A 17,337-nucleotide genomic window follows, 5' to 3' on the forward strand; every position below is an offset into this window, starting at 1 on the left:
TGAGCTGCGCCCCTGGTCACCCCGCTGATTGCCGGGCGGCGAGGGGCGCAGCTCGTTAAACCCGAGTTTTCGAGAGGGCTGAACCGCTCCCATGGCGAAGATCCTGAAGTTCGACGAGGACGCCCGTCGCGCCCTCGAGCGCGGCGTCAACAAGCTTGCCGACACGGTCAAGGTGACGATCGGCCCCAAGGGCCGCAACGTCGTCATCGACAAGAAGTTCGGCGCCCCCACCATCACCAACGACGGTGTCACCATCGCCCGCGAGGTCGAACTGGACGACCCGTACGAGAACCTGGGCGCGCAGCTCGTGAAGGAGGTGGCGACCAAGACCAACGACATCGCGGGTGACGGCACCACCACCGCCACCGTGCTGGCCCAGGCGCTGGTCCGCGAGGGTCTGCGCAACGTCGCCGCGGGTGCTTCCCCGGCCGCCCTGAAGAAGGGCATCGACGCCGCGGTCAAGGCCGTGTCCGAGGAGCTCCTCGCGACCGCCCGCCCGATCGAGGACAAGTCCGACATCGCCGCCGTGGCCGCGCTCTCCGCGCAGGACCAGCAGGTCGGCGAGCTCATCGCCGAGGCGATGGACAAGGTCGGCAAGGACGGTGTCATCACCGTCGAGGAGTCCAACACCTTCGGCCTGGAGCTGGAGTTCACCGAGGGCATGGCCTTCGACAAGGGCTACCTCTCCCCGTACATGGTCTCCGACCAGGAGCGTATGGAGGCCGTCCTCGACGACCCGTACATCCTGATCAACCAGGGCAAGATCTCCTCGATCCAGGACCTCCTGCCGCTGCTGGAGAAGGTCATCCAGGCCGGCGCCTCCAAGCCCCTGCTGATCATCGCCGAGGACGTCGAGGGCGAGGCGCTCTCCACCCTCGTCGTCAACAAGATCCGCGGCACCTTCAACGCGGTCGCCGTCAAGGCCCCCGGCTTCGGCGACCGTCGCAAGGCGATGCTCCAGGACATGGCCACCCTCACCGGTGCCACCGTCATCGCCGAGGAGGTCGGCCTCAAGCTCGACCAGGCCGGTCTGGACGTACTCGGTTCCGCGCGCCGCGTGACCATCTCCAAGGACGACACCACCATCGTCGACGGTGGCGGCAGCCACGACGAGGTCGTCGGCCGCGTCAACCAGATCAAGGCCGAGATCGAGTCCACCGACTCGGACTGGGACCGCGAGAAGCTGCAGGAGCGCCTGGCGAAGCTCGCCGGTGGCGTCTGCGTCATCAAGGTCGGCGCCGCCACCGAGGTGGAGCTCAAGGAGAAGAAGCACCGTCTCGAGGACGCCATCTCGGCGACCCGCGCCGCGGTCGAGGAGGGCATCGTCTCCGGCGGTGGCTCTGCGCTCGTCCACGCCGTCAAGGTCCTCGAGGGCAACCTCGGCCTGTCGGGCGACGAGGCCACCGGTGTCGCGGTCGTGCGTCGCGCCGCCGTCGAGCCGCTGCGCTGGATCGCCGAGAACGCCGGTCTCGAGGGTTACGTCATCACCTCGAAGGTCGCCGAGCTCGACAAGGGCCAGGGCTTCAACGCCGCCACCGGCGAGTACGGCGACCTGGTCAAGGCCGGCGTCATCGACCCGGTGAAGGTCACCCGTTCCGCGCTGGAGAACGCCGCTTCCATCGCCTCCCTGCTGCTCACGACCGAGACCCTGGTCGTCGAGAAGCCGGCGGACGACGAGGGCGACGCCGGGCACAGCCACGGCGGTCACGGCCACAGCCACTGATCGCACGCACCACGCCGAGAAGGCCCCGTCCCGCAGCCGCGGGACGGGGCCTTCCCCGTGGTGGGGGCTTCAGGTTCCGTACGGGGTACCCGATCCGCCCATCTGCCGTTGCAGGGCCGCGGTGTTGTAGTGCCACCAGCCCTCGACGATCTCTCCGTCCAGGCACCGGAAGGTGGTGCTCCCGGACATCTCGTACGTCTTCCCGGTCGGTTCGACACCCATGAACGGGCCCTTGTGGATGCCGCGCCAGTTCCACACCGTGGTGACCATGTCGCCCTCGGCCAGCTGGGCCATCGGCTCGAAGGTCATGTCGAAGGCCGCGCGCCACGTCTCCATGTCCGACCGCATGGCGTCGCGTCCGATGACGGTGGACTCCGCCTTGCTGACGTCGTGGTCGATGTAGTTCACCGCGAAGCACTCGTCGAGGACGCCCATGTTGCCGCCCATGGCCGCTTCCTGGAGCACCCGGTTGGCGAGCTGCTTGTTGAGGTGCTCGTCGCGGACGACGTCCAGGTTCATGAACTTCGGCATTCCCTCACAGAGGGCCACCATCTCCTGGAACATGCGGTCCGTCTCGGGGAGATGGGAGTTCTTCATGGCCTCCTCGTACGAGGCGAATTCCACCATGTCCACGTAGTGGTTCCGGGCTTCGCGGTCCTGGCCGATCATCGTGTGCGTGGCGGTGCGCCTGCCGCTGCTCTGCTCCGCCCAGCGGTCGATGAGCGCGTTCATCTCATCGAACCGCCTGGTTTCGTAATCGATCACCTGTACGAATGTCATCGCGTCGCCTCCCTCGCTGGATGGGACAGATCCAGTTTAGGGAGATTTCACCTGATTGGCCGCTTGTGATGGGTTTCCTCAGGGTAGCCTCCAGGGCTACTGGGGGCCGTACTTGCGGCCCGTACGCGAGGACACCCCGCCCAGCAGCCCGCGTGGCGTCAGCTTCACCAGGCCCATCAGCGCCTTGTACCGCGGGTCCGGGATCGACACCGTCTTCCCGCGCGCCAGGTCGTCCAGGGCCGCGGCCACCAGCTTGTCGGCGTCCAGCCACATCCAGCCGGGGATGTTGTCCGTGCCCATGCCGGCCCGCTGGTGGAACTCGGTCCGTACGAAGCCTGGGCACAGCGCCATCAGCCGCACCCCGGATCCGCCCAGATCGCGGGCGGCGCCCTGGGTGAACTGCACGACCCAGGCCTTGCTCGCCCCGTAGGTACCGCGGGGCAGGAAGGCGGCCACCGAGGCCACGTTGATCACGCCGCCGCGGCCGCGCGGGCGCATCGATTCCGCGGCCGCCGAGGTCAGCCGCAGGACGGCCTCGACATGCACCTTCAGCATGGTCAGCTCGTCGGCCATGGAGACCTCGAGGTAGCGGCCCCTGTTGCCGAAGCCCGCGTTGTTGACCAGCAGGTCCACCGGGTGCGTGCGGTCGCCGAGGCGCTGCTCGACCGCCGCGATGCCCTCCTCGGTGGAGAGGTCGGCGGCCAGTACCTCCGCCTCGATGCCGTGCCGGTCGTGCAGCTCCGTGGCCTGCTCGCCGAGCCGCTTGGTGTCGCGTGCCACGAGCACCAGGTTGTGCCCCTGGGCGGCCAGCCGCCGGGCGAAGGCGGCGCCGATGCCCGCCGTGGATCCCGTAATCAACGCAGTCGTCATAGGCGCAACCTAGCTTCCCCCGCTGACGGCGTTACCTCGCCCCGGCCCCTGCCCCGTACTTCTCCACGTACAGGCGCACCCGCTCGTGGGCCTCCGGCTCCATCGCCCCGCCCGCCGCCAGCGTGCGCGGCAGCAGCGCCCGCTCGGTGGTGAAGGCGCGGAACCAGAGCTGCACCGTCACGTCGTGGTCCGGCCGGTGGATGATCTCGATCGGGTCGCCAGGGGAGGCCGAACCCTCCTCGATCACCCGTAGATACGCACCCGGGCGGGCCTCCTGGGTGAACCGCTTGACCCAGCGGGCCTCGCCCAGGACCCCCTGGAAGGTCCGGCAGGGGATGCGGGCCGAGGCCACTTCGAGGACGAGGTCCGCGCCGACCCGCCAGCGGTCGCCGAGCCGCGCGGTGTTCAGGTCGATGCCGGAGGTGGTGAAGTTCTCGCCGAAGATCCCGCCGGGCAGTTCGCGGTCCAGCTCGCGCTCCCACAGGTCCAGGTCCTCGCGGGCGTACGCGTAGACGGCCTGGTGGTCGCCGCCGTGGTGGCGCCGGTCGCAGACGGCGTCGCCCTCCAGACCGCTGCCGAGGCCGGTGGCCTTCAGGCCCGGGGCTACGACACGGACCGGTCCGGGGACGGGGCGCTTGCCGATGCCCGTCATCCCGCCCTCGGCGTCGGTGTAGGCGGCGGCCGTGGCGCGGCCGAGGTTCACGGAGATCAGATGCATCGGGCCCATGGGGGACACGCTAACCGAGCCGCCCCAAAGCGTCATCGGGATATTCGTGTAACGGTCAAAGCAGGCCTTATGCTCGAAGGGTGATCGAGGCACGTCATCTCCGGGTTCTGCGCGCTGTCGCCGGGACCGGGTCCTTCTCCGCCGCCGCCCGCGAGCTCGGCTGCACCCAGCCCGCCGTCTCCCAGCAGATGAAGGCGCTGGAACAGTCGGCGGGCACCCCGCTGCTCATCCGTACCGGCCGCGAGATGCGGCTGACCCAGGCGGGCGAGGCCCTGGTCCGCCATGCCGCGGGGATCCTGGCCGGGCTGACCGCGGCCGAGGAGGAGGTCGCGGCCATCGCCGGGCTGCGCGCGGGCCGGGTCCGGCTCGTGTCCTTCCCCAGCGGCAGCTCCACGCTGGTGCCGACCGCGCTCGCGGCGATGCGCGCCGAGCACCCGGGGACCCGTATCTCGCTGGTCGAGGCAGAGCCGCCGCGTTCGGTGGAGATGCTGCGCGAGGGCGACTGCGACCTGGCGCTGGCCTTCCGCTACGGCGGGGCCCATTCCGCCGCGGAGTGGGACGACCTCGTGGTGCGGCCGCTGCTGACCGACCGGCTCGTCGGGCTGGTCCCGGAGGGGCACCGGCTGGCCGGTGCGGAGCGCGTGGACATGGCGGAACTGGCGGACGAGCCCTGGATCGCGGGCTGTCCGCGGTGCCGCCGCCATCTGGTGGAGGTGTGCGAGGTCGCGGGCTTCACCCCGCGCATCGACTTCGCCACCGACGACTACCCGGCGGTGGTCGGCCTGGTCGGCGCGGGGCTGGGCGTGGCGGTGCTGCCGGAGCTCGCGGTGGAGTCCGTACGGGCCAAGGGCGTGAGCACGGTGGCGGTGGAGCCGGCCGTCGAGCGGGAGGTCGTGGCGCTCACGCTGCCCGACCTGGCCCGGGTGCCGGCCGTGGCCGCGACCCTTGCCGAGCTGGAGCGCGCGGCCGCGCGCTGACCCGCGTCCGCCCCCGGCGGCGGCCGGGGGCGCACACATCGGACGGCCTGGCGAGCCGAACTCGGACGGCCGGGTACGGCCGAACGTGTGAAATGCGGGCCGGGCGGCGACACGCCGGGGCGTGCCGGTGATGCGAGGAAACGTTCCTTCGGACGTTTCGTCGAGCTCTCAGTTCGGCGCGATCGGTCCGATCGCACTCGACGCGGGGATCAGGCGATGCCGGGCGCGGCCCATCAGCTCCTCGCGCTCGTCCTCGGTGAGGCCGCCCCACACCCCGTAGGGCTCGCGGACGGCGAGGGCGTGCGCGGCGCATTCCGAACGAACCGGGCATCTCATGCAGACCTCTTTAGCCGAGGCCTCGCGCGCGCTCCTGGCCGCGCCCCGCTCGCCTTCCGGATGGAAGAAGAGGGAGCTGTCGACCCCGCGGCAGGCAGCGAGGAGCTGCCAGTCCCAGAGGTCGGCGTTCGGTCCGGGGAGGCGGGAGAAATCTGCCATTGGTAGTCCTCTTGGTGCCGGTACTGAGGCGGATACGGTCCATGTCTCCACACCTACTGTCGGAGTAGATGTAAATATGACTCATTGGGAATCTAGCCTCAGACACGTGCCAAACGGAAGGAAAGCCGCCAAATAGGGCATAGCTCCAGATGGAGGACAAGCGGCTCGCGCCTCCCACGACGTGATCGCTTCCTCACGTAGAGTGCTGAAGGTGTCCGTCCGACCCGTAACTCTTTCGAGTGACCATCGTTGAGAGTGCGAAGGCGGTTGAACCAATAAGTTCTCGGACAGGTGTCCGGGAGCATCGACCGCACAGGTGACGATACGTACCAGCCTGGAGGCTCAAGGTGACGCGCATCAGCAGCTGCGGAGGGCGGTCATGACATCCGTCCTCGTCTGCGACGACTCCCCGCTTGCCCGAGAGGCGCTCCGTCGCGCGGTTGCCACCGTGCCCGGCGTCGAGCGTGTGACGACGGCTGCCAACGGCGAGGAAGTCCTCCGCCGCTGGGGCGCCGACCGCTCCGACCTCATTCTGATGGATGTACGGATGCCCGGGCTGGGCGGTGTGGAGACGGTCCGTCGGCTGCTCTCGGCCGACCCCGGCGCCCGCATCATCATGCTGACGGTCGCCGAGGACCTGGACGGCGTGGCCCTCGCGGTCGCCGCCGGCGCCCGTGGATACCTGCACAAGGACGCCTCGCGCGCCGAACTGCGGGCCACGGTCACCCAGGCACTCGCCGACCCGACCTGGCGACTGGCCCCGCGCCGGCTCCGCTCGGCCGAGATGGGCGCCGCGCCCACGCTCACCGCGCGCGAGATCCAGGTCCTGGAGGGCATGAGTCACGGCCGGTCCAACGCGGAGATCGGGCGCGAGCTCTTCCTCTCCGAGGACACGGTCAAGACGCACGCCCGCCGGCTCTTCAAGAAGCTCGGCGCCTCGGACCGGGCGCACGCCGTGGCCCTCGGCTTCCGCTGGGGTCTGGTCCGCTGAACCCCCGGCCGTGACCGGGCCGGGCCCGGTCCGCCGCAGGCCGCTGATCGTCGAGAGCGGTCCCGTCCGCCACCCGCGGACGGGGCGGCGCGTCGCCCTCGACGGCTCTTGTTGTCGGGGGCAGCCCCGTCCCCGCCGTACCCGGTGCGCACCCGGGGATTGGCGGGGCACAATCCGGGGGACGTCTCGCTTCGTGCGCGATGCCGCATCCTTGAGGGTGTGGAGTCTCTCGGGGACTATTCGGCCGAGCGGGAGGGGAGGGCGCAGACGATGGGTTCCGGCGCACCTGCTCATAACGCTTCGATGCACAACAAGGGCCACGGTGCCGCGGATGCTCCGGCGCCAAGGCACCATGGATTGATGCGCGACGACGAGGCCCTGGGGTCACCCGCGGCCACAGGCCCGACCGGCGCCGCCAAAGGCGGCAGTGCCGGGGGCGTCAGCGCGCTCGTACGCCGGGCGGTGGAGGGTGACGAGCAGGCCACGCACGACCTGCTCGCCTTCGTGCACCCCCTGGCGATCCGCTACTGCCGCACCCGGCTCTCGCGATTGCCGGGTGACGCTCGTCACTTCGTGGAGGACCTGGCGCAGGAGGTATGCGTCGCCGTCCTGATGGCGCTGCCGCGCTACCGGGACACCGGGCGGCCCTTCGAGGCCTTCGTCTTCGCGATCGCCGCTCACAAGGTCGCCGACCTGCAACGGGCCGCCATGCGGCATCCGGGCAGCACGGCCGTGCCCTCCGACGAGATGCCGGAACGGCCCGACGACTCGCTGGGCCCGGAGGAGCGCGCACTGCTCAGCAGTGACGCCGCCTGGGCCAAGAAGCTGCTGGCGAACCTTCCGGAGAACCAGCGCGAGCTCCTCGTCCTGCGGGTGGCCGTCGGGCTGACCGCCGAGGAGACCGGCCAGATGCTCGGAATGTCCCCCGGAGCCGTGCGCGTGGCCCAGCACCGCGCGCTCAGCCGGCTGCGGGCGCTCGCCGAACAGTAGGCGGCGGTGCGGGCCCCGCGGTCCGCGCCGGTGCGTACGTCGGTGATCGCTGCGTGCCCCAGTCCCTGCCGGGGTGTCGGCGAGGACTCTCCGCCCCGGGTCGCAGTCGTAGGAAACGACGAAACTTCTGCTTGACCTTGGTCGTGGAATGAGACGCGTCGGGATCCCGTTAGCATGGACATCCGCGCTGAGCAAGACCATTTGGGAAGGTGTCATGACTGCCGACGGAGTGCCCGACAAATTCGCCACGCTCGGACTGACCTACGACGACGTCCTGCTGCTGCCGGGCGCGTCGGACATGTCGCCTGACGCGATCGACACCTCTTCCCTCATCTCCCGGAACGTCCGCGTGAACGTTCCGCTGCTGTCCGCTGCCATGGACAAGGTCACCGAGGCCCGCATGGCCATCGCCATGGCCCGTCAGGGCGGCGTCGGCGTGCTGCACCGCAACCTCTCCATCGCCGACCAGGCCAACCAGGTCGACCTGGTCAAGCGCTCCGAGTCCGGCATGGTCACCGACCCGATCACGGTGCACCCGGACGCGACGCTGCGCGAGGCGGACCAGCTCTGCGCGAAGTTCCGCATCTCCGGTGTGCCGGTCACCGACCCCGCCGGCAAGCTCCTCGGCATCGTCACCAACCGGGACATGGCCTTCGAGTCGGACCGCAGCCGCCAGGTGCGCGAGGTCATGACCCCGATGCCGCTGGTCACGGGCAAGGTCGGCATCTCGGGCGTGGACGCCATGGAGCTGCTGCGCCGCCACAAGATCGAGAAGCTTCCGCTGGTCGACGAGGCGGGCATCCTCAAGGGCCTCATCACGGTCAAGGACTTCGTCAAGGCCGAGCAGTACCCGAACGCGGCCAAGGACAAGGGCGGCCGGCTGCTCGTCGGCGCGGCCGTCGGCGTCGCCGGCGACGCGTACGAGCGCGCCCAGGCCCTGATCGAGGCGGGCGCCGACTTCATCGTCGTCGACACCGCCCACGGTCACTCCCGCCTGGTCGGCGACATGGTCGCCAAGATCAAGTCGAACTCCACCGTCGACGTCATCGGCGGCAACGTCGCCACGCGTGACGGCGCCCAGGCGCTGATCGACGCCGGGTGCGACGGCATCAAGGTCGGCGTCGGCCCCGGCTCCATCTGCACCACCCGCGTCGTCGCCGGCATCGGCGTCCCGCAGGTCACCGCGATCTACGAGGCCGCGCTCGCCGCCAAGGCGGCCGGCGTCCCGGTCATCGGCGACGGCGGCCTCCAGTACTCCGGCGACATCGCCAAGGCCCTGGTCGCGGGCGCCGACACGGTGATGCTCGGCTCGCTGCTCGCGGGCTGCGAGGAGTCCCCGGGCGAGCTGCTCTTCATCAACGGCAAGCAGTTCAAGTCGTACCGCGGCATGGGGTCGCTCGGCGCGATGCAGTCCCGCGGCGACCAGCGCTCCTTCTCCAAGGACCGCTACTTCCAGGAGGGCGTGGGCGGCGACGACAAGCTCATCCCCGAGGGCATCGAGGGCCAGGTCCCGTACCGCGGCCCGCTCTCCGCGGTCGTGCACCAGCTCGTCGGCGGCCTGCGCCAGTCGATGTTCTACGTCGGCGGCCGCACGGTCCCCGAGCTGCAGGACCGCGGCCGGTTCGTCCGGATCACCTCGGCGGGCCTCAAGGAGAGCCACCCGCACGACATCCAGATGACGGTCGAGGCGCCGAACTACTCCCGCAAGGGCTGAGCGGGCGCGAGCGAGCGGTGACGAGGGGCGGGCCGGGACGACCGGGCCCGCCCCTTCGCCGTTGCCGGGGGCTCCGCCCCCGGACCCCCCGCGCCCGAAACGCCGGCGGGCGCGGGTTCCGGCGTCCGTACAGCGGTCATGGGAACGCGACTCTCCGGCCTTCGGGGATACTGGACGGGCAGACCCAGAGGAAAGGCCACCACACGTGACTGAGATCGAGATCGGGCGCGGCAAGCGCGGCCGCAGGGCGTACGCGTTCGACGACATCGCCATCGTCCCGAGCCGGCGGACCCGGGACCCGAAGGAGGTCTCGATCGCCTGGCAGATCGACGCGTACCGCTTCGAGCTCCCGTTCCTGGCCGCCCCCATGGACTCGGTCGTCTCCCCGCAGACCGCGATCCGCATCGGCGAGCTCGGCGGCCTCGGCGTGCTGAACCTCGAAGGCCTGTGGACCCGGTACGAGGACCCGCAGCCGCTGCTCGACGAGATCACCGAGCTGGACGAGGAGGCGGCGACCCGCCGTCTCCAGGAGATCTACTCCGCGCCGATCCAGGCGGACCTGATCCGGCAGCGCATCAAGGAGGTGCGCGACTCCGGTGTGGTCACCGCCGCCGCGCTCTCCCCGCAGCGCACCGCCGAGTTCTCCAAGGCCGTCGTCGACGCGGGCGTGGACATCTTCGTGATCCGCGGCACCACCGTGTCGGCCGAGCACGTGTCGGGCGCCGCCGAGCCGCTGAACCTCAAGCAGTTCATCTACGAGCTCGACGTCCCGGTCATCGTCGGCGGCTGCGCCACCTACACGGCGGCCCTGCACCTGATGCGCACCGGCGCGGCCGGCGTCCTGGTCGGCTTCGGCGGCGGCGCCGCGCACACCACGCGCAACGTCCTCGGCATCCAGGTCCCGATGGCGACCGCCGTCGCGGACGTGGCCGCGGCCCGCCGCGACTACATGGACGAGTCCGGCGGCCGCTACGTGCACGTCATCGCCGACGGCGGCGTGGGCTGGTCCGGCGACATCCCGAAGGCCGTCGCCTGTGGCGCGGACGCCGTGATGATGGGCTCTCCGCTGGCCCGTGCCACCGACGCGCCCGGCAGGGGCAACCACTGGGGCATGGAGGCCGTCCACGAGGACGTGCCGCGCGGCAAGAAGGTCGACCTCGGCACCGTGGGCACCACCGAGGAGATCCTCACCGGTCCCTCGCACACCCCGGACGGCTCGATGAACATCTTCGGCGCCCTGCGCCGCTCGATGGCCACCACCGGCTACAGCGAGCTCAAGGAGTTCCAGCGGGTCGAGGTCACGATCGCGGACTCGCAGCACAGCCGCTGAGGGCCTCCCGTACGCACGCCGGAGGGCCGGCACCCCGAGTGGGGTGCCGGCCCTCCGGCATGTGCGGGCCGCGGCCCGACGTCAGTCGCCGAGCTTCTTGGCCGCGCTGAAAGCGGCGGCGCCACCGATCGCGAGGAAGACGTAGGACATGAAGTCCATGCCCTCCTTCCAGATGTCGGCCAGGCCGCCGATGCCGACCTCGCTGAACACCTCGCCGACGCCGACCTTGCCGTAGTCCGCCAGGGCGAGCGCGATGAAGAAGAGCTGGCCGAGGTAGACGGCGCCCAGGGAGAGCAGGGCGGCGACGGCGGGCAGGACCGGGTTGCGGCCGCCGACCTTGCCCGCGGCGAGGCCGACGAGGAGGCCGACGCCGATCGCGGCGTAACCGATCTCCCGGTCGATGGCGTTCATGATCCCGCCGTACGCGCCCGCCGCGACCAGGGCCGCGACGACGGCGGCGACGATGCCGAGGCCGATGTTGCCGGGGCGGGCCGGGGCCGGGGCGGGGGCCGCGGTGAAGGAGTCGGGCGCCGGCGGCGTGAAGTTCTGGCTCATGTGGGAATCCCCCCAGGGATGCGCGCGCACAACTGTCCAGGGGGACGTATGTGCGAGATAAGTGACGCCGCAGGCTAGCAGCAGCCCCGGACATCCGCGGGGGGGATTTCCCGGCCCCTCAGAGCCGGTGGGCCGCCCCCACCGGGCTGGCGCCGCGGGTGTCCAGGAGCAATTGGGCCTTCACGGCGAGTCCTTGCAGGTCATAGGTGCGGTGGTGCTGGAGCAGGATGGTCAGGTCCGCGTTCGCGGCGGCCTCGTACAACGATTCGGCACGGGGGACGGGCTGGTCCCTGACCCGCCAGCCGGTGATGTACGGATCGTGATAGCTGATCAGCGCGCCCAGGTCGAGGAGGCGGCTGGCGATCTCGCGGGCCGGGGAGCCCTCCTGGTCGGCGAGGTCGGGCTTGTAGGTGACGCCGAGGAGCAGGACGCGGGCCCCGCGGGCGGATTTTCCGTGCTCGTTCAGCAGGGTGGCGGAGCGCTGGATGACGTACTGCGGCATCCGGTTGTTGATTTCCTGCGCCAGCCCGACCATGCGCAGGGGGTGGCCCGGGGTGCGCGTGGTGTGGGGGAGGTAGTTCGGGTCGAGGGGGACGCCGTGGCCGCCGACCCCGGGGCCGGGGCGGAAGGCCTGGAATCCGTACGGCTTGGTCTCGGCGCAGCGGATGACGTCCCACAGGTCGACGCCGAGGTCGTGGCAGAGGACGGCCATCTCATTCATGAGGGCGATGTTGACGTGGCGGTAGTTCGTCTCGAGGAGCTGTACGGTCTCGGCCTCGCGCAGGCCGCGGGCGCGGACCACCTTCTCGGTGAGGCGGGCGTAGAAGGCGTGCGCGGACTCCGTGCAGGCGGGGGTGAGGCCGCCGATCACCTTGGGGGTGTTGGAGATGCCGTGCGTGCGGTTGCCCGGGTCGTGGCGGCTGGGGGAGTAGGCCAGGTGGAAGTCCCGGCCGGCCCGCAGCCCGGAGCCGGCCTCGAGGATCGGGCGGAGGTAGTCCTCGGTGACGCCCGGATGGACGGCGGATTCGAGGATCACGGTGGTGTGGGGGCGCAGCCGCGCGGCGAGCGCGTGGCCGGCCTCGCCGACGGCGGAGAGGTCCAGTGCGCGATCGGCGCCGAGCTGGGTGGGGGCGCACATGACGGCCGTGCGGACCCGGCCGAGCTCGGCGGGGTTGGTGGTGACCCGGAAGCCGGCCGCCGACATGCGGCGGATCTCGGCGGCGGTGAGGGTGGAGTCCGTGACCGGACCGCTGTCGTAGCCGACCGTCTCGATTCCGGCGGCGACGGCCGCCTGGGCGAGTGGGAGGCCGAGATGGCCGAGTCCGATGACGGCGAGATCTGCGGGCATGGGGGTGCCGTCCCTTCCCTGACATGAGGGGGCTGCCGCGCAAGTTCTCCGGGGGATACGGGGGAGCTGGCGCAATGTCAGACTAGGCGTATATATGACAGATATGTCGCATTCCGGGGTGAACGCCACCGTTGTGTTGTCCACAGGCGGTGGCTGATGTGGGTGCGGACGGTCAGAATCGTGGAACGGGGGCATGTGAGCGGGATCTCATCCGCACCAACGGGAGGCAGCCGTGAGGACAGCGACACTGGGGCCGGTGCAGCGGGCCGAGGCTCTCAGCCGGATGGCCGAGCGGGAACTGGACGTGCTGGTGGTGGGCGCGGGCGTGGTGGGCGCCGGCACCGCGCTCGACGCCGTGACACGCGGCCTGTCGACCGGCCTGGTGGAGGCTCGCGACTGGGCGTCGGGCACCTCCAGCCGCTCCAGCAAGCTGATCCACGGCGGCCTGCGGTACCTGGAGATGCTCGACTTCGCCCTCGTGCGGGAGGCCCTGAAGGAGCGCGGCCTGCTGCTGGAGCGTCTCGCCCCGCACCTGGTCAAGCCGGTGCCGTTCCTGTACCCGCTGCAGCACAAGGGCTGGGAGCGGCTGTACGCGGGCTCGGGCGTCGCCCTGTACGACGCGATGTCGGTGTCCAGCGGACACGGGCGCGGCCTGCCCGTGCACCGGCACCTGTCGCGCAAGCGCGCGCTGCGGGTGGCGCCGGCACTGCGCAAGGACGCGCTGGTGGGGGCCCTGCAGTACTACGACGCACAGATGGACGACGCGCGGTACGTCACCACGCTCGTGCGGACGGCCGCGGCGTACGGGGCGCACTGCGCCAATCGGGCGAGGGTCATCGGCTTCCTGCGTGAGGGCGAACGGGTGGTCGGCGCGCGGGTGCGGGACGTGGAGGGCGGGGGCGAGTACGAGATCCGCGCGAAGCAGGTCGTGAACGCGACGGGGGTGTGGACGGACGACACCCAGGCGCTGATCGGGGAGCGCGGCCAGTTCCACGTGCGGGCCTCGAAGGGCATCCATCTGGTCGTGCCGAAGGACCGGATCCATTCGAGCACCGGGCTGATCCTGCGGACCGAGAAGTCGGTGCTGTTCGTCATCCCGTGGGGCCGGCACTGGATCGTGGGGACCACGGACACCGACTGGGACCTGGACAAGGCGCACCCGGCGGCGTCCAGCGCGGACATCGACTACCTGCTGGAACACGTGAACTCGGTGCTGGCGGTGCCGCTCACGCGCGACGACGTCCAGGGCGTGTACGCGGGCCTGCGGCCGCTGCTGGCCGGGGAGTCCGACGCGACGAGCAAGCTGTCGCGCGAGCACACGGTGGCGCACCCGGTGCCGGGGCTGGTGGTCGTGGCCGGGGGCAAGTACACGACGTACCGGGTCATGGCGAAGGACGCGGTCGACGAGGCCGTGCACGGGCTGGACCAGCGGGTGGCGGAATGCGTGACGGAGGACGTGCCGCTGGTGGGGGCGGAGGGATACCGGGCGCTGTGGAACGGGCGGGCGAGGATCGCCGCCCGGACGGGGCTTCATGTGGTGCGGGTGGAGCACCTGTTGAACCGCTTCGGGTCGCTGACGGAGGAACTGGTGGACCTGATGGCCGCCGACCCGGGGCTGCGGGAGCCGCTGTCCGGGGCGGACGACTACCTGCGGGCGGAGATCGTGTACGCCGCTTCGCACGAGGGGGCCCGGCACCTGGACGACGTACTCACCCGGCGGACGCGGATCTCGATCGAGACCTTCGACCGGGGGACGCGGTCGGCGCGGGAGTGCGCGGAGTTGATGGCGCCGGTGCTGGGGTGGGACAAGGAGCAGATCGAGAAGGAAGTGGAACACTACGAGAAGCGGGTCCAGGCGGAGCGGGAATCGCAGCGTCAGCCGGACGACCAGACGGCGGACGCGGCCCGGCTGGGGGCGCCCGACATCGTTCCGTTGTAACTCCGGGATGCGGAGGGGGGAACCGTGGACCCGGGGCGCCCGTCCGTTGCGGAGTGAGGAACAATGAGGGTTCTGCCGGGGCGGGTTATCACGGGCCCCGGCCGCCGGGTCGCTCAGCCGCTGGGGCAGGCGGAGCAGCGGCACGATCGCAGAGGGGACGCATGTCGAAGCCGGAGCACACCGAGTCGCCTGCGGCGAAGCCTGACAGTGCAAAGCCTTCGGCTGGCCGCGTGCCTTCCGGGACGGGCTCACCTGCGGGGTCGCCTGCCGGGTCGCCTGCGGCGAAGCCTGGCGGTGAGAAGCCGGGCGGGTCACCTGCCGGTGCGCCTGCGGCGAAGCCTGAGGATGCGAAGCCTGCGGCCGCGGCTGCGAAGCCGAAGCCGAAGCCGAGGTCGAGCAAGCCTGGCCGCGCGCCGGCGGCAAAGCCTGCGTCTGATGCTGTGCCTGCGGCGGAGTCTGAGGGTGTGAAGCCTGCGGACGTGAAGCCTGTGGCCGGCGCCGTGCCTCTGGCGAAGCCCCGGGAGCCCGAGCCTGCGGCTGCGAAGCCGGGCAGTGAGTTTGCGGCCGGTGCCGTGGATTCCGCTGTGCCTGCGGCGGAGTCTGAGGGCGTGAAGCCTGCGGATGTGAAGCCTGCGGTGGGCGCCGTGCCTCTGGCGAAGCCCCGGGAGTCCGAGCCTGCGGCTGCGAAGCCGGGGCTGAGCAAGTCTGCCGGTGTGCCTGTGGCGAAGCCTGTGTCTGATGCCGTGCCCGCAGCGGAACCTGAGGACGCGAAGCCTGTGGCGGCGAAGCCGGGCAGTGGGTCCGAGGCCGGTGCTGCGGCTTCTGCCGTGCCCGCGGCGGAGCCTGAGGACGCGAAGCCCGTGGCTGCGAAGGCCGGGGCCGGGGGGAATCCCGTCGTCGAGAAGGCCGATGCCATGGCCGCCGCCGTCAAGGCCGCCGCTGCGAAGGCTGCCGAGGGTGGGCAGGACAAGGGGCGGTTGCTGGCCGGGCGGTACCGGCTGGGGGCCGTGCTCGGCAAGGGCGGGATGGGCACCGTCTGGCGGGCCCAGGACGAGACCCTGGGCCGGACCGTCGCCGTCAAGGAACTCCGCTTCAGCACCGGGGTCGACGAGGACGAGAAGCGACGCCTCATCACCCGTACCCTCCGCGAGGCCAAGGCCATCGCCCGGATCCGCAGCGGCGGCGCCGTCACCGTCTACGACGTCGTCGACGAGGACGCCCGGCCGTGGATCGTCATGGAGCTCATCGAGGGCCCCTCGCTCGCCGAGTTCATACGGGAGAACGGCCCCCTCACCCCGCACCGCGCCGCCGAGGTCGGCCTCGCGGTGCTCGACGTGCTGCGCGCCGCGCACGGCCAGGGCATCCTGCACCGCGACGTCAAGCCGTCCAACGTGCTCATCGCCGGCAACGGCCGTGTCGTCCTCACCGACTTCGGCATCGCGCAGGTCGAGGGTGACCCCTCCGTCACCTCCACCGGCATGCTCGTCGGCGCCCCCTCCTACATTTCCCCCGAGCGCGCCCGCGGCCACAAGCCCGGCCCGCCCGCCGACATGTGGTCGCTCGGCGGCCTGCTCTACGCCTCCGTCGAGGGAGTGCCCCCGTACGACAAGGGCTCCGCGCTCGCCACCCTCACCGCGGTGATGACCGAGCCGGTGGACCCGCCGAAGAACGCCGGTCCGCTGACCGAGGTCATCTACGGCCTGCTCGCCAAGGACCCGGCCCACCGTCTCGACGACGGTCGCGCCCGGGCCATGCTGAACGCCGTCCTCGCCGCGCCCGAGCCCGCGCCGGCCCCCGTCGCGGCTCCGGCGGCCGAGGAGACCCGGCAGATATCGCTGGCGGACGCCAAGGAGGCCGTGGACAAGGCAGCCGCGGAGAAGGCGGCCGAGAAGGCGGCCAAGAAGGAACGCGAGCGGCGCGACCGCGAGCAGCGCGAACGCGCCCGTGCCGCGCTGAAGACCGCCCGCAAGGCGGCGACGGCCGCGGCCGCCGCCACGGCCGTCTCCGCCGCGGAGCCGCCGCAGTCCAAGCCGTCCCCCGTCAAGGCTCCGCTCACGGACGTCATGCAGCGCCGCACCATCGTGATCGCCATCGCGGCCGTGGTCGTGGTGCTGGCCGTGGTCGGTTCGCTCATCGCCTACGCCTTCAGCGACGACGGCAAGGGCACCAAGGACGAGGGCAAGGACGGCGGCAAGCCCACTCCGGCGGCCTCGGCCCCGAAGGACCCGGGCGCCGGCGGGACCGGGGACACCTCCCCGAAGCCCTCGGGGAACACCGGCGACTCGGGCGGCAACGCCAACGGCAGCGCGGGTACGGGCACGGGTGCCGGCACCGGCGGCCAGCAGCAGACCCCGGGCGCCGGCCAGGGCGCCACGTCCGGCGGCGCGGGCGGCACGCTCCCCGCGGGATTCTTCCTGGAGCAGAACTTCGGGTTCCATTTCTCGATAGGGATGCCCGAGGGCTTCAAGCAGACGGGCACGGCGGGTGAGAACTCCGGCGGCATATACAGCCGTGACGGCGGATTCCCGCGGATCCAGGTCGACTACACCGGCACCCCGGGCAACGACGCGCGCCTCGCCTGGGCCAAGCTGGCACCCGCCGTGGCGGGCAGCAGCAAGGGGTATCGGCAGATCCGGCTGGATCCGGTGGAGTACCGGGGCTATCCGACCGTCGCCGACTGGGAGTTCGAGCGGGAGCAGAGCGGGATCAAGGTCCGTGTGCTCAACCGCGGCTTCAAGGTGGACGCGACGCACGGCTACGCCATCATGATCAGCTGCGCCGCGGACCAGTGGGACGCCGCCGAGTGCACGCAGCTGCGCAACGTCGCCTTCGAGACCTTCCAGCCGCTCGGCTGACCTCGGGACGCGGGCGGCCCCGGCGACGTATCGTGTCGGAGGG

14 protein-coding genes are annotated in these 17,337 nt (G+C 71.2%); 8 read left to right on the forward strand and 6 right to left on the reverse strand.

Features of this window, described 5'->3' with window-relative positions:
* Positions 1 to 91 precede the first annotated feature (91 nt).
* Positions 92 to 1,723 carry a chaperonin GroEL gene (gene groL / locus ACGFZK_RS19410; RefSeq protein ID WP_393850096.1) on the forward strand — a complete coding sequence of 544 codons (1,632 nt, stop codon included), beginning with the start codon at positions 92 to 94 and terminating at the stop codon, positions 1,721 to 1,723.
* Positions 1,724 to 1,792: 69 nt separating this feature from the next.
* Here groL and ACGFZK_RS19415 read toward each other — a convergent pair whose 3' ends face one another.
* The 3 genes from ACGFZK_RS19415 to ACGFZK_RS19425 all read right to left on the reverse strand — a co-directional run bounded on the left by ACGFZK_RS19415 (position 1,793) and on the right by ACGFZK_RS19425 (position 4,091).
* Complete coding sequence (locus ACGFZK_RS19415) at positions 1,793 to 2,503, reverse strand: ester cyclase (RefSeq protein WP_393850097.1); 711 nt, start codon at positions 2,501 to 2,503, stop codon at positions 1,793 to 1,795.
* A gap of 96 nt (positions 2,504 to 2,599) precedes the next feature.
* The gene (locus tag ACGFZK_RS19420; protein ID WP_393850098.1) at positions 2,600 to 3,373 is read right to left on the reverse strand and encodes an SDR family NAD(P)-dependent oxidoreductase; all 774 of its coding nucleotides are present in this window, start codon (positions 3,371 to 3,373) and stop codon (positions 2,600 to 2,602) included.
* 31 nt (positions 3,374 to 3,404) lie between these two features.
* Entirely contained in the window at positions 3,405 to 4,091 is a 687-nt protein-coding gene (locus tag ACGFZK_RS19425) for an MOSC domain-containing protein (RefSeq protein WP_393850299.1), read from the reverse strand.
* Between the two features lie 89 nt (positions 4,092 to 4,180).
* On the opposite strand from ACGFZK_RS19425, the gene ACGFZK_RS19430 reads away from it, so the two are divergent.
* Positions 4,181 to 5,077, forward strand: a complete 897-nt coding sequence (locus ACGFZK_RS19430) for a LysR family transcriptional regulator (protein WP_393850099.1) — start codon at positions 4,181 to 4,183, stop codon at positions 5,075 to 5,077.
* A gap of 168 nt (positions 5,078 to 5,245) precedes the next feature.
* Here ACGFZK_RS19430 and ACGFZK_RS19435 read toward each other — a convergent pair whose 3' ends face one another.
* Complete coding sequence (locus ACGFZK_RS19435; RefSeq protein ID WP_030011164.1) at positions 5,246 to 5,572, reverse strand: WhiB family transcriptional regulator; 327 nt, start codon at positions 5,570 to 5,572, stop codon at positions 5,246 to 5,248.
* A gap of 379 nt (positions 5,573 to 5,951) precedes the next feature.
* Between ACGFZK_RS19435 and ACGFZK_RS19440 the strand changes: the two genes are divergently transcribed.
* From ACGFZK_RS19440 to ACGFZK_RS19455, 4 genes are all read left to right on the forward strand, one after another.
* Positions 5,952 to 6,563 carry a response regulator transcription factor gene (locus ACGFZK_RS19440; protein ID WP_003948568.1) on the forward strand — a complete coding sequence of 204 codons (612 nt, stop codon included), beginning with the start codon at positions 5,952 to 5,954 and terminating at the stop codon, positions 6,561 to 6,563.
* Between the two features lie 360 nt (positions 6,564 to 6,923).
* Complete coding sequence (locus ACGFZK_RS19445) at positions 6,924 to 7,553, forward strand: sigma-70 family RNA polymerase sigma factor (RefSeq protein WP_030389108.1); 630 nt, start codon at positions 6,924 to 6,926, stop codon at positions 7,551 to 7,553.
* A 214-nt stretch (positions 7,554 to 7,767) separates the two neighbouring features.
* The gene (gene guaB, locus ACGFZK_RS19450) at positions 7,768 to 9,267 is read left to right on the forward strand and encodes an IMP dehydrogenase (protein ID WP_393850100.1); all 1,500 of its coding nucleotides are present in this window, start codon (positions 7,768 to 7,770) and stop codon (positions 9,265 to 9,267) included.
* 205 nt (positions 9,268 to 9,472) lie between these two features.
* Positions 9,473 to 10,597, forward strand: a complete 1,125-nt coding sequence (locus ACGFZK_RS19455; RefSeq protein ID WP_053176996.1) for a GuaB3 family IMP dehydrogenase-related protein — start codon at positions 9,473 to 9,475, stop codon at positions 10,595 to 10,597.
* Positions 10,598 to 10,678: 81 nt separating this feature from the next.
* Here the strand turns inward: ACGFZK_RS19455 and ACGFZK_RS19460 are convergent, their stop codons facing one another.
* Both ACGFZK_RS19460 and ACGFZK_RS19465 read right to left on the reverse strand, forming a co-directional pair.
* Positions 10,679 to 11,152 (reverse strand): hypothetical protein, encoded by a 474-nt coding sequence (locus tag ACGFZK_RS19460; RefSeq protein ID WP_393850101.1) that lies wholly within the window; start codon positions 11,150 to 11,152, stop codon positions 10,679 to 10,681.
* A 118-nt stretch (positions 11,153 to 11,270) separates the two neighbouring features.
* A complete protein-coding gene (locus tag ACGFZK_RS19465; RefSeq protein WP_393850102.1) occupies positions 11,271 to 12,500 on the reverse strand; it encodes a nucleotide sugar dehydrogenase in 1,230 nt (409 codons plus the stop codon).
* A gap of 232 nt (positions 12,501 to 12,732) precedes the next feature.
* Here ACGFZK_RS19465 and ACGFZK_RS19470 point away from each other — a divergent pair, with 232 nt between their 5' ends.
* Positions 12,733 to 14,439: a glycerol-3-phosphate dehydrogenase/oxidase gene (locus ACGFZK_RS19470; RefSeq protein WP_393850103.1), complete on the forward strand. Its 1,707-nt coding sequence runs from the start codon at positions 12,733 to 12,735 to the stop codon at positions 14,437 to 14,439.
* An 860-nt stretch (positions 14,440 to 15,299) separates the two neighbouring features.
* Positions 15,300 to 17,294: a serine/threonine-protein kinase gene (locus tag ACGFZK_RS19475; RefSeq protein WP_393850104.1), complete on the forward strand. Its 1,995-nt coding sequence runs from the start codon at positions 15,300 to 15,302 to the stop codon at positions 17,292 to 17,294.
* Positions 17,295 to 17,337: the final 43 nt, after the last annotated feature.

Origin of the sequence: Streptomyces sp. NPDC048257, assembly GCF_043201855.1 — a bacterium.
Classification (GTDB): Bacteria; Actinomycetota; Actinomycetes; order Streptomycetales; family Streptomycetaceae; genus Streptomyces.